Origin of the sequence: Sodalis glossinidius str. 'morsitans', assembly GCF_000010085.1 — a bacterium.
Classification (GTDB): domain Bacteria; phylum Pseudomonadota; class Gammaproteobacteria; order Enterobacterales; family Enterobacteriaceae; genus Sodalis; species Sodalis glossinidius.
In genome coordinates this window covers 3225877-3238406 of sequence record NC_007712.1, presented here as the reverse complement: position 1 = coordinate 3238406, position 12530 = coordinate 3225877, and the positions used below count along the sequence as shown (strand labels likewise).

The following is a 12530-nucleotide window of genomic DNA, read 5'->3' as shown; positions in this document are numbered from 1 at the left end:
CGCCTCTTTCAGTGGTGCCAGTCCTGCTCAGGCCGGTGAAAAAACCGGAGAAAAACGCCTTAAGGGGTTCCCAATACGTCCAAATCAGTACGCCCGCGGCCACCAGTGCCGCAACCAGCAGGGTAACCCCCGCTCTGGCAACATTGCACAACATACCAAAGCCCGAAGTGGCCAGCGTCCTGAGCCCATTGCCCAACACGGCCAGCGCTGCCCCCGTCCGGCCCTGGCCGCACCCCGTGACAGGCCCATCTGCAGGGCATTGCCAGCAGCGCCCCGCGGTTGCGCAATGCGCCCAGTTTCGCCGCCCGCGTGCATCAGGGCGTTAAACAGGGCGTCATACTTGCCGTTAACGGCGGCCTCCATCACCGCGCCCATGCCCACCATGGCCTCTTCGCCAAACAAATCTTTTTTCAGGCGCGCCTGGCTGGGTTGGTCAAACGTGCGCAGCGCCTGCCTGGCCTCCTTGAGGATCTCCGCCATGGCCGCCATGCTTTCCAGACTGACGCCCAGATCCGCCGCCATCGGGCCCGCATAGGTCATGGTTTCCCCCAGCTGGCGTAAATCGGTATTGGTACGGGTAAACGCACCGGTCAGGACGTCGGACACGCGATCCATCTGCCCCGCATCCAAGTAGCCCAGGCGGGTCAACGCCTGCACGCTGGACATGCCGGCATCAAAATCCCGTCCAGGGGCCAGCAGGCGTTGTGAGGCATACAGCTCGCCCCCACCCGCCGCCATGGCGTCGGCCCCTCTGCCCGCGAGCTTGCCGCGCGTCTCTTTGGCGCGGGCATAGCTGGCCTGCATGCGCGTCAGGGCACTTAAATGGCGCTGCTGCGCGACCAGCTGGCGGTTATAGCTTTCAGTGCGGCGGGTGAGCTGCGCGGTAGCGTTATCGCTCTGACGGATGGAAATGCCGTGACGGTACAGCTGGGCGGCCACCGCCTGGAGTTTTTTCTTCTCCTTCGGCAATAAGCTCATCAGTTTCTACGCAGGGACAGCGGATAACGCATCGTCCGATGTCGTCCCAGTCGCTGCCGAGTTCGGTGCCAAAAAATCAGCCACGCCCGCCGCAAACTGTGAAAAGTACTGAACATTCATGGTGATAATTTTTCCGTCAGGCGTGGGTGTGTTACGCGGGCAGAAGCGTGATCAGGGCATTCACATCACTGGTCATCACGTCATACAGTTTCAGGCCGCGCAGCGCACCGACCTGTTTTAGGGTATCGGTTATCGTCACTTCCGTGATTTCTTCGCCGCTGGTACGTTTGATGGCAACACTCAAAGGGATAATTTTAGACATAAGTCGCGTCTTCCTGTGGTTTCATAAAGGGATGGTGCCTGGCGTATCAATGACCCATGTTGGCACGGTGACTCTCCAGCAGATCCTTGCCGCCGACTTTCCAAATCATGTTAATCATATCGACTTCGAGCACATCCTCGCGTTCGATGGCGATGCGACAATAGGTATTTTTCAGCGTGTACTTGTGCTGGGTGTTTTCTCCCTCCTTGGCGGCCCCCCAGTCCAGCTCGGTAAAGCGGCCACGCGTCTAGATTTCACAGGCGACGGCCTGCCTGCTGGCAGCATCCGTGTAGGAGCCCGCGAAGCGCAGCTGCAGGCTGTCAATGGGGCCGCCCAGGGTTTTCAGCAGGCTCACTTCCAGCCCGCACATGGTCAGCTCCATATCCAGGGCGCTGCTGTCAAACCCCATCAATACCGCTACCGAGCCTGGCATGCCGGCCCCCTGATAGTCTTCGGTTTTCAACGACAGCTTGGGTGGCGTAATTTCCTCAATCAGCCCCAGATAGGTCTGGCCGTTAATATAGGTATCGAACATAAACAGCTTTTTCGGCATTCCCATGATGTCTTCCTTACCCCAGCTGATTGAAAACGGCGAAGTATTCGTCCGTGAAGGTCTGGATCAGTCCCATGCTCTCCAGTGGCGGTACCGGCGTGTATTTGTAACGGATATGTGCCTGCCCTTCGCGCAGGGTTTCTTTCGGGTTATCGGCCGGATCATACCAACAGGAAAAGCCCAGCAACCGTCCCGACGTCACCAGCTGCATCCCCTTGCGGTTGATGCCGTCGACCACATCTTTCACCAACAACGGGGTAAGCGTTTTATCCATATAGGAAAAATGCGCCTCGGCGATCATGTCCGCCAGGATCTGCGCGGTACGGGTATAGAAGCCACCACGCTTGATAAGCGTGGTGACGTGATGCGCGTTGAGGTCGCTGGCATCGGTGTCCTTGCCCTGCAACGACCACCAGATGTCCGCAGAAATCCCCAGTACGCCGTCCAGCGCCACATTCGATAACGATTTGTGCCAACCCTGCTCCGCATCCAGTTTTGCCCGTAGCCCCAGGGCATAGGCAGTGGCCGGTACGGTCTCGTTTTTACCTGACTGGGCGTTGTAGGCAATAAAATCCGGGTAGATGATCATCAGCTCGCGCTGGCTAAAGGTCTTGCGGTAGGTTTTCACCCCTTCAAGGGTCTTCTTACAATCTGGCAGGATTGCCCGCGCAGGGCCTGGCGGCAATGCTGTATGACAAAAAAGCGGAGACCGTACCATGGAATTTGTCGACACCCTGCTCAGCAATGAGGATGCCCGCCGCCCGGCGTTTGATTTGCTGATGGGCGGAAAGCGCGTCGGGACGGTGAATGACCGTCTTCTCTCCCTGACGCTGACGGATAACCGGGGATTTGAGGCCGACACGCTGGAGATGGTGCTCGACGATGCCGACGACGGGATAGATTTGCCTGCTCGTGGCGTACAAATCTCCGTCTCCCTGGGCTGGGAAGGCGAAGCGCTGGTTCATAAGGGGCTATTTACCGTCGATGAAGTGAGCCACAGTGGTCAGCGCGATAGCCGGACGCTACCGCCTGCAAACCGGCGTGAGCCGCAGTCTGAAGGACGTGGAAATTGACCACGCCGATCAGACTCAGGAGAGTGATATCAGCTTTTTAACCCGCATGGCTGAACTGCTGGGTGCCATTGCCACCATCAAGAACGGCATGTTGTTGTTTATGGTGCCAGGGCAAGGAACAACGCAAAGCGGTAAGCTGTTGCCAGCCATCAGCCTGACCCGTGCAAGCGGTGACCGGCACAGCTTTCGGGTGGCGGACTGTGACGCCTATACCGGCGTACGTGCCTACTGGCTGGATTTGAATGTGGGCAAAAAAGCGGAAACGACCCTGACGCGCAAACGGGCGTCCGACAAGAAAAAACACGCCTCCTCCCGCCGTGAAGGGGATTATCTTGCCGGCGCGACGGGCGGCAGCGGCGAAATGGTCCACCCTACAACGCGGTGCAGCGGAGTTCGGCATTACCCTGGCCCGGGGCAGACCCGATATTTACCCTGAGCTGCCTGCGCGCGTCAGCGGCTTCAAGCCGGCCATAGACAACGCCGGGTGGGTGATTGCCCGTGTGGTCCATACGCTGGGCGAGCGGGGGTATGTCACTGCTCTGGAGCTTGAGGTCAGCCTGCGGGATGCCGAGATGGCGCTGGCTGACAAGGTGTCAACATAATGACACACTATCCGTAAACAAATAGTGTCATTGTGGGAAGTTTTATGGCGTTCAAGTGTCCACGTTGCGGCGCGGTGGCAAAAACCCGCACCAGCGAGGGAATGAGTTCGGAAACCCGGCGCAGCTACCATCAGTGCCAGAATCTGTTATGCGGTAGCACCTTTACCACGCTGGAAAGAATGCTGAACACGCCGAAGTCCGTTGACTTGCCGAAAGATTTTACCCTGCCCAAAACGTTTTTCTCCGCACACATTACGGCAATGACCTGCTGACCCTGAACCTCTCTTAACTCTCTGCATCAGGCAAAAACGGCAGCCCAGGCGATGCTGTGTGCTGTCGTTGACGACAAAAGAAAAGCCCCGGAAACCGGGGCCTTTTGGTCAAAGATGGACGTTATCTGGACACTGCGAAATTAAATCCCTTTATTTTCAATGCATTGCCATTTAATTTAACGCTCCAGAGGGGGTATTGTGTAGTCGAGGAATTGACTATGAAAATCCATGAAATCGGCTCTTAGAGTTGAGTATGGGTCATTTTGTGGATTTGTATTTTAATAAATGCAAAATATCAATAAATTAAGTTAATTAAAAAAGAGGATTTATCCTCCCTTATGTCGTTTCAGGGAGGGGTACGCGTGGCGTCCTATACCGTCTCAAAAAGCGCAGTGATGGGTATCACCCGTCTGCTGGCCAATGAATGGGCACAGAACGGTATTAACGTTAACGCTATCGCCCCCGGCTATATGGCGACCAACAATACCGACGCTTTGCGCGCCTCAGAATTCCGTAACCAGGAGATTCTGGCGCGTATTCCCGCCGGCAGCTGGGGCGAGCCGGCCGATGTCATGGGGCCAGTGGTCTTTCTTGCCTCTGCCGTCGCCGATTATATCAACGGCTATACCATCGCCGTGGATGGCGGTTGGCTGGCGCGTTAAATCTCTTTATAAGCGAATTCGATATGGAGTAGACGATATGAAAATTGCTTTGATCAATGAAAATAGCCAGGCGGCGAAAAATGAACTGATTTTTAATACGTTGCAGGGTGCGGTAGCCCCACTCGGGCATGAGGTTTTCAATTACGGTATGTATTCCGCCGACGATCCTCACGTGCTCACCTATGTGCAAAACGGCATTTTGGCCGCCATTTTGCTGAATTCGGGGGCCGTGGATTATGTTGTTACCGGCTGCGGTACCGGTACCATGCTGGCCTGCAATTCTTTCCCCGGCGTCATTTGTGGCCTGGCGGTGGATCCGTCCGACGGTTATATGTTTGCGCAAATCAATGATGGCAATGCTATCTCGCTGCCGTTCGCCAAAGGATTTGGCTGGGGCGCGGAACTGAATATGCAATACATTTTTGAAAAACTGTTCGGTAGCAAAGGCGGTCAGGGATATCCCCGCGATCGGGTGGTGCTGGAGCAACGCAATAAAAAAATCCTTGATGGGGTTAAGGCCGTAGCCTACCGCGATTTGCTCTCCATCCTGCAAGATCTTGACCATGACCTGGTCAAAGGCGCCATCAGCGGCGAGAAATTCAAGCAGCACTTCTTCGCTAATTGCCAGGATAAGGCCATCGGTAGCTATATGAAACCCTGCTGACGTGACAGCGGCTGTCTAGTGTCCTGCCGTGCTAGGACCGCCGGTTCTGGTGACGACGGTGTTGGCAGGAACGACAGATTGCCAACGTCGCCAAAATTACCGGTCTTCCAACGATGCACATTGTTCGCCGCGATGCCGGAACAAGCCGGTACAAGGAGCAAGGCAGGTCGCTTATGAAGCTAACTGCCTTTTTATGCCCTTTAAAGGCCTTGTAAGCTGCCTTACAACCGCCTGCCGATGACGTTTACGCCTGGCAGGGCGCCGAAATGGATGCCATGTTCAGCGCCATGTGCTGTGAAAATATCCCGGTTTATATCCCCGCAGACGTTTGGCAGCGCGTTAGTGAGTTGACCGCTAGCGCCTAGCGGGCGTGATGCACCACCCGCATTCCTCTTTTTCTCAGTCCGCCTGACGCAGAAAAGACGTTCGTCCACCGGTGCCTGCAGGGCTCCAGAGGCGGGCGTTGGTACCTTGGTTCGCTCTGTAGCGCCCCTACGGCGCCCAATGGGCGTTTTTACCCTCACTTCCCGGCGGTGTATGACTATGCCGCTGCGTCGGGCAGCGGCACTAGGCCGTCAGGCGCGCGGCGTAGGCATAAAGAAGGGTAAAAATCCACCGTCGGTTGCTGCTTACCAATATCGCACGTGATTTTAGGCCTATCATTGATATATGTCTTTATGAAGCTCAGGGTGGCCGCCTCTATTTACATAATATTGGAAAGCAGGGATCATTTTATTGCGCAAGTCGTTTCGTTAATCCTATGCCTGGCGGTACCCACGGCGTGTGAATAATCTTATTGGCTCGATGTAAGAAAATTAATAATCAGTGTGTAAAATGATGTCAGGCTATAACATTATACTGCATAAGGGAGTGATCGGCGGTTATGACACGCGCGGGGCAGTGCTATTGTCCGCAACCTATGTGATAATTAAACTGATTATGGCGAACGGTTCTTCCGGCCGCATCAACGCTCTTTAAGTTTTCATCTTCTATCCGATAAATCCGAAACGTGCGCTTCGTCGTGGTAGGTTAAGGATATGTGGTTTGGTCAGTGTGCGATTTTTTTATCGTCTTGTGACCCACCGGCCGATGAAGATAGTCTATATTTAGCGCGCAATTAAAATATCATAAGTGAAAGCATTCTGACTAAGTACCTGTAATACGGTTTAATTTAATGACGGAGGCGCGATGAACAGCGGAAAAATCACCCCGAAGCATGCCCGGCGGCGGTGAGAATATTTTTCTAACACCCGGCGCGGCGCCGTAATAGATCCCATGACGGCGCCTGATCTTACCGCTATGTTTCGCGCGCATTTCGTCCTGCCCGACCCGGAGCAGGCCAGTAGAGCTATAGTTATTAATCCGGTACCGTAGTTTGGGTAGCGTATAAAAAAGGAGAATTCACCTATGATCACACGCTCTTTCCGGTGGACCTGGAAATCTTTTATCACACTAGGAGCTGTATTAAGCACAGCGTCCGGGCTGGTAAAACCCCTGCCACCAGTAAAGCGCACGCCGCAGGATGAAACGCTGCAATCGCCCGATATCATGCTGGGACAGCTTTACATCGATGTACAAACCGCCAAACTGTATCCCGATCAGAAAACCTTTGCCGATGCGGTTCCGCGTCGCGCGCCGTCGGCTATCATTGCGGACTATCAAAACAAACGTTTGCGCAAAAATTTTAATCTGCGCCATTTCGTCGATAAAAACTTCATTTTCCCTACCGACCGGGTGAAATATGTGACGCCGACCGGCCAAAGTTTGCGTGAACATATCATCACGCTATGGCCGGTATTAACGCGCAATGACGCCAGGGTCCGCCCGCATGACTCGCTGTTGCAGATGCCCCATGACTATGTGGTGCCGGGTGGCCGTTTCCGCGAGATCTATTATTGGGACAGCTATTTTACCATGTTGGGGCTGGCGGAAAGCGGAAAATGGGACCTGGTGCGTGGCATGACTGAAAATTTCGCCCATGAGATTAACGTATTTGGCCGAATTCCCAATGGTAATCGCAGTTACTATATCAGCCGCTCCCAGCCGCCGTTTTTCTCGCTGATGGTGGATTTGGTTGCCAGCCAGGATGGCGCTGAGGTATATCAGCGCTATTTGCCGCAATTGAAGAAAGAGTATGACTATTGGATGGAGGGCTATGAGACCCTCGATCCTGGTGTAGCGGCCGGACGTTTGGCCCGTATGCACGATGGTGCCTTTTTGAACCGCTATTGGGACGACGAGGATACGCCGCGTACCGAATCTTATCTGGATGATATTCTTACCGCCAGCGAGGCAAAGGACCGTCCTGTGGCGGAAGTCTATCGCGATTTGCGTGCAGGTGCAGCCTCTGGCTGGGATTTCAGTTCGCGCTGGTTCGATAATCCTTTGGAGCTCTCTTCAATTCGCACGACCTCCATCCTGCCGGTGGATTTGAATGCGTTGATGTATCACCTGGAGCACACGCTGGCCAATGCCAGCCATATGGCAGGCGACAATGAGGCGGCCGGCCGCTACAGCCTTGCCGCACAATCCCGTAAGGCGGCGATTAATCAGCATTTGTGGAATGAAGCCGAAGGCTACTATGCCGACTATGATTGGTTGCTGGGGAGGCTGCGCGACCAATTGACCGCCGCAACGGTTTTTCCGCTTTACAACAAAATTGCGCCGCCGGACTACGCCCGCTGTACCGCGGTGGTGATACGACAGCAGTTGCTTAAGCAGGGCGGTATGATCACCACGACCAATGTTTCCGGCCAGCAATGGGATGCACCCAATGGCTGGGCACCGCTGCAATGGGTAGCGGTTGAAGGCTTGCGTCACTACGGCGAAGAGGCCTTGGCAGAGCAGATAGCCACCCGTTTTCTCGGCAATGTGCAGCGACTTTACAATAACCAGCATAAACTGGTGGAAAAATATGTGGTGGAAGGGAGTGGGCTTGGGGGCGGCGGCGGTGAATATCCGTTGCAGGATGGCTTCGGCTGGACCAACGGTGTGACCCTGAAGTTGATGGTGATGTATTGCGGTAAATCGCAAGACAATGTGGAAAATGTCGAGGCGCTATTGGCAGAAGCAGATACCAGCCAGCGTGCCCTGGTGACATCTTGACGCTTGGGGCGGCGATATCGCGCTCTACGCCTGTCCGTCGCGGCGGGGGATTACCTCGTCGGTGCGAAAATACTGCCTGCTATCGCGGCGGTAGTTCCCCTAACGTGTCCCCGCTAGAGTGTCGTGTATTCCCACGCTGTCGGGGCGGTCTTTGCCTCACCTCCGAGCTAAGGAGTTGGCGCTGGCCGGCAACCGTTTGGTTCCCGGTAAATGGGTTGCCCAGGTGATGGTTATCTCCCTCTGCCTCATTTTGCGTCCGGCGTCCAGCATTCTGCATTCTGCATCTGGCGTCTGGCACAGTCGTTTAAACCTTCCTCCCAGCGATGATAACCAAAGTAATCCCTGTGGCGCTGCTGGCTAAATCCCATCCCTCGCAGCGGTTATTGCCGTTCACGCTAGGAAAATGTGTTGATCCGTTATTGTAATGAGACATATTTAAATTGGTGCAACTAATGCTGTGTGTGATAATAAATTAGGAAAGGTAATTAAGTCTAGGACCAATATTTCCCGGTAGGCTGCGCTTTTGTTCAATGCGTTTTACGATGCCAACAGGCGATGACAATGGCTATATTGAAGCGGCTTAATCAGCTCGCCGACACATTTTCCGATCATAACTTTGCGCTGGCAAAAAAGATAATAATTGGCGTGGTGATCCTGCTGGCGGTTTTTTTAATTGGCCGTATTTATGAGTCGTAGCAAGGTCCGGTGCTGCATCGCTGGCATACCTGGGTACCAGATGAAATGACAGCCGCCGATATTGATAACGCCAGTTTCGCGGAATATCTGGCCCGGGAAGAAAACCTGTTTCGCGACATGAAGGCGAACGTGACGGATAAAATCACGCCTGAGGAAGCAACGCCGCTCAACCGTTATTACGCCGGCAGCTTGATTTATCTGGGAAAATTGGCCCGTGACTGGAATCGCTAGTACGTACTGATGCCGGCAGGCCAGCCTCGTGGCGCGGTGCTGCTGCATGGGCTGACCGATACGCCCTATAGTCTGAAAAGCATAGCGGAAGACTATCAGCAGCAGGGCTTTGTCGCCGTGGCGCCGCGTTTGCCCGGGCACGGCACGGTGCCGGCGGCGCTCACCAATGTCGATTGGGAGGATTGGCTGGCGGCGACGCGGTTGGCCGGGCCGTCAATGCCGCTGCATCTGGTCGGTTTTTCCAACGGCGGTGCGCTGGCGATGAAATATTCGCTGGACAGCTTGCAGGATACGACGCTGAGCAAACCTCAACAAATTATTTTGCTTTCGCCGATGATTGGCGTCACCTCCTTTGCCCGGTTTGCAGGTCTGCCGTCGATTTTTCCGGCATTTGCCAAATCAGCGTGGCTCGGTGTGGTGCCGGAATTTAATCCCTTCAAGTATAATTCATTTCCGGTCAAGGCGGCGCGGCAGTCCTATTTACTCACTCAGGCGCTGCAGCGGCAGATTATTCATGATGCGCGCAGCCATAAGCTCGACGAACTGCCGTCCGTGTTGACATTACAATCGGTTATGGACTCTATGGTGAGCACGCGCGCGGTCGTGCAATCGTTATATAACCATCTTAAGGATAACGGCAGTGAACTGGTCATTTTCGATATTAACCAGGCCGCCAGTTTCCGCCCCTTATTCCGGCGCTCCTCCTGGACCGCGGTGACGACGCTGTTACCGGTGCAGCCACGGCGATATACCACGTCGGTCATCACCAATGCTTCGGAGACGTCGCTGGACACCGTGGCAAGAATTACCCCCGCCGGGCAGGTAAATGAACAAATCCAGCCGCTGAATATTCGTTATCCCGAGGAGATGTATTCTCTCTACATGTGGCCGTTCTGTTCCCGGTTTCCGACTCCTTATACGGCAGCCAACCGGCCGGCGAGAAGGAATACGGCATCAGCTTCGGTACCCTCTCTTATATCTCGATCATTGTACTCAGGGTATTATGCTCCCCGACTGATCATCGGGAAGTCGTGGGTGAGATGGAACCCTCCCTCGGGCTTAGAGCCTGTCCAATAGATTCATCCCCCACGACTTATCTCCCGCCTTCAAGACTGGACGGTATCCTGTGCCTGGAGCACGTATCTATAAGGAAGGTCATGGCGGTTTCCTGATTCACCCAGAAGGAGATAGCACGTGCAAATTCTCACCCCTGTCGGCATTGATGTTGCTTCCCAGAAATTTGACGTTGCAGTCTGGAAAGGTAAAGCAGCCTACAAATCCAAAGCCTTTTCTAACACGCCTAAGGGTTTCGATGCGCTGAAAAAATGGCTTGAGCCGTTCGGTGACTGCCATATATGCATGGAAGCAACAGGTGCTTACAGTGAGCCATTGTCTACTTTCCTGGCTGATGCAGGTTACGCTGTAAGCGTGGAAAATCCAGCATGCATAAAATCATTCGGCTGCAGTGAACTGAGTCGTAACAAGACAGATAAAGGCGATGATAGCAGCAAAGCTGTCGTGGCTTGGGCTGGTCTGAATCCGATGTTGCAGGAGTCTGGGCTGTGGAAAGGTAAAAGTCAGATATCAAAGGTGGGCAACGCCATGATACGTAAAGCCCTGTATATGCCGGCTCTGACGGCAATGCGCTATAACCCAGCAATAATAGCGCTGAAAGAGCGTATGAATGCACGTAATAAATCAGGGAAAGTTGTCGTGTGTGCGGCAATGAAGAAACTATTGCAACAAGCTTACGGAGTGCTGAAATCAGGACAGGTGTTCGATGCTGGAATATGTCTTGCAAGATAACTGGCAAGACGGTATCTATTCGGGGAGAATCATCGGCTCTAATCGTTGGGCTTGACGCACTGATGCGGGCGACCTCCAATCCGTTTTTCCCGTATTTGCTGGCACGCATTAACCATAATATCGCCTGTAGCCATCAGCCGGATGTGGTGCAATGCTTACGGTCATTGTAACTTTCTGGCCAGCGGGGGGCAAAGGCGAGATATCGGGTCCTGTAAAGGCAATCTATCTTGCGCGACGGCCCTTTTGAGCGCTGCCGGACTAAAAGCGTAGCCTGTTTACCGCCCGCCTGATACTTTGGTGGGGGATGGCGTGATGTGCTGCGGTTATTATTAAAAACGGTGCTCGATGAGCACGATATTTCCAGACAGTTGTTAAAAAAAGACGTGCATTTAAGAAAAAATAACGATTCACTTTCTTTCTTTTAATATCTATCGGTTATTGTGTTGCAATGACATTACCAAGGGAATCGCTATTCTAGCGATAATAGCTCAATATTAATTAAAAGTTATCACTTTGGCCTCGGCGAAGACGAGGTAAAAGCACGTACGCCACGACCGTCAGGAGAGGGTTAATCAGGGCAGGGGGTTGAGACGTTAAAAACACGGTGCGTTAGGGATTTTTTTTATGCTGAAACAGGTAATCATACGGCATGAAATACAATGAAAGTTAAATGAGTTTATAATTATTACTTGCTGGTGGCTTTTTTTACCTATAGCGCTTAATGCTCATTGATAATGTTATATTGTAATAGGGTTTTTAATATATTGAGGTGTCACTTCACAAGATTAATCGCATTGTACGACGTTTTATGGCTGTCTGGCCCGAGTTAACTTTCTATTGCTCGAGCAGGAGTGTTTTGTTTATTCATCCTGTTTTTGCTTAGGGGGCAGCCATTTATCGCATCTGCTTAAGTAATAATTAGGATAGCTGTCATGTACAACAATATACTCGTGCCGGTCGATAAGGCCTTCCTCCATGGCTTTGTTGAATAAATATAACTTTTAGGTGATCGTCTGCTCAGATCACTACCGTCATTTCAACATCTGCACTCCATGGCAAAGCAAAAGTTTAAAATAACCAACTGGTCCACTTACAACAAAGCTCTCAAGCAGCGCGGGGCTCTGACGATATGGCTGGATGAGTCGGCAATTATGGACGGAAAAAACAACGCCTGAACGGCGTGGCCGGCCGCTTCACTACACAGATATGGCTATCACCACTGTTTCTGATGATGAAACGCGTGTTTGGCCTTTCGTTAAGGGCTTTACAGGGCTTTGTTGACGCCATTTTTAAACTGATATTCCTCCACGAGGTGGGGCGCAATATTGGCCAGACTGATACCATGAGCGTAACTACGCCGTTGCGAATCAGCGTCTAAGCGGCAGTAACGATGTATGGAAAAAGCAAGTGGGCGATCATCTAAGTCTGCGTGACTATGATGCGCAGGTAGGTGAGGCAATGGCGATGGTCAAAGCGCTTAACAAAATGACGCTGTTAGGAATGCCGAACAGCATCCGGATCGCATAACAATCGATCTGCTAGGGGGGCGTAGTCACACAAGTTCTG

The 12530-nt window shown here is 53.0% G+C and carries 7 protein-coding genes and 6 pseudogenes; 9 read left to right on the top strand and 4 right to left on the bottom strand.

All coding sequences use genetic code 11. The features are described from left to right. Positions 1 to 84: 84 nt before the first annotated feature. The 4 genes and pseudogenes from SGP1_RS17245 to SGP1_RS17230 form a co-directional block, all read right to left on the bottom strand. Positions 85 to 978 carry a phage tail tape measure protein gene (locus SGP1_RS17245; RefSeq protein WP_041866617.1) on the bottom strand — a complete coding sequence of 298 codons (894 nt, stop codon included), beginning with the start codon at positions 976 to 978 and terminating at the stop codon, positions 85 to 87. Between the two features lie 151 nt (positions 979 to 1129). Continuing rightward, a complete protein-coding gene (locus SGP1_RS35780; RefSeq protein WP_341532823.1) occupies positions 1130 to 1300 on the bottom strand; it encodes a hypothetical protein in 171 nt (56 codons plus the stop codon). A 46-nt stretch (positions 1301 to 1346) separates the two neighbouring features. Further along, positions 1347 to 1853: pseudogene (locus SGP1_RS17235) on the bottom strand (phage major tail tube protein). A 16-nt stretch (positions 1854 to 1869) separates the two neighbouring features. Further along, positions 1870 to 2493 (bottom strand): annotated as a pseudogene (locus SGP1_RS17230) (phage tail sheath subtilisin-like domain-containing protein); the annotation flags it as partial. Positions 2494 to 2569: 76 nt separating this feature from the next. Between SGP1_RS17230 and SGP1_RS17225 the strand changes: the two are divergent. The 9 genes and pseudogenes from SGP1_RS17225 (at position 2570) to SGP1_RS28095 (ending at position 12491) form a co-directional block, all read left to right on the top strand. After that, positions 2570 to 3528 (top strand): annotated as a pseudogene (locus SGP1_RS17225) (contractile injection system protein, VgrG/Pvc8 family). 44 nt (positions 3529 to 3572) lie between these two features. Next, positions 3573 to 3800 (top strand): ogr/Delta-like zinc finger family protein, encoded by a 228-nt coding sequence (locus SGP1_RS24760; RefSeq protein ID WP_148203359.1) that lies wholly within the window; start codon positions 3573 to 3575, stop codon positions 3798 to 3800. A gap of 332 nt (positions 3801 to 4132) precedes the next feature. After that, a pseudogene (locus SGP1_RS17215) lies at positions 4133 to 4462 on the top strand (SDR family oxidoreductase); the annotation flags it as partial. Positions 4463 to 4499: 37 nt separating this feature from the next. Beyond that, on the top strand, positions 4500 to 5126 hold the full coding sequence (locus tag SGP1_RS17210) for an RpiB/LacA/LacB family sugar-phosphate isomerase (protein WP_011411831.1): 627 nt from the start codon (positions 4500 to 4502) through the stop codon (positions 5124 to 5126). A gap of 1407 nt (positions 5127 to 6533) precedes the next feature. After that, positions 6534 to 8231 (top strand): alpha,alpha-trehalase TreA, encoded by a 1698-nt coding sequence (treA, locus tag SGP1_RS17205; RefSeq protein ID WP_011411830.1) that lies wholly within the window; start codon positions 6534 to 6536, stop codon positions 8229 to 8231. Between the two features lie 561 nt (positions 8232 to 8792). Further along, positions 8793 to 8927: a hypothetical protein gene (locus SGP1_RS35300; RefSeq protein ID WP_279379406.1), complete on the top strand. Its 135-nt coding sequence runs from the start codon at positions 8793 to 8795 to the stop codon at positions 8925 to 8927. Positions 8928 to 8936: 9 nt separating this feature from the next. Next, a pseudogene (locus tag SGP1_RS17200) lies at positions 8937 to 10132 on the top strand (alpha/beta hydrolase); the annotation flags it as partial. Between the two features lie 220 nt (positions 10133 to 10352). Beyond that, a complete protein-coding gene (locus SGP1_RS17195; protein WP_011411829.1) occupies positions 10353 to 10964 on the top strand; it encodes an IS110 family transposase in 612 nt (203 codons plus the stop codon). Between the two features lie 1052 nt (positions 10965 to 12016). Next, positions 12017 to 12491 (top strand): annotated as a pseudogene (locus tag SGP1_RS28095) (transposase). Positions 12492 to 12530: the final 39 nt, after the last annotated feature.

Bases quoted from the DNA above. Each gene is read 5' to 3' on its own strand.
- SGP1_RS35780 (WP_341532823.1), bottom strand. From the start codon at position 1,300: ATGTCTAAAATTATCCCTTTGAGTGTTGCCATCAAACGTACCAGCGGC.
- SGP1_RS35300 (WP_279379406.1), top strand. From the start codon at position 8,793: ATGGCTATATTGAAGCGGCTTAATCAGCTCGCCGACACATTTTCCGAT.
- SGP1_RS24760 (WP_148203359.1), top strand. From the start codon at position 3,573: ATGGCGTTCAAGTGTCCACGTTGCGGCGCGGTGGCAAAAACCCGCACC.
- SGP1_RS17245 (WP_041866617.1), bottom strand. From the start codon at position 978: ATGAGCTTATTGCCGAAGGAGAAGAAAAAACTCCAGGCGGTGGCCGCC.
- SGP1_RS17210 (WP_011411831.1), top strand. From the start codon at position 4,500: ATGAAAATTGCTTTGATCAATGAAAATAGCCAGGCGGCGAAAAATGAA.
- treA (WP_011411830.1), top strand. From the start codon at position 6,534: ATGATCACACGCTCTTTCCGGTGGACCTGGAAATCTTTTATCACACTA.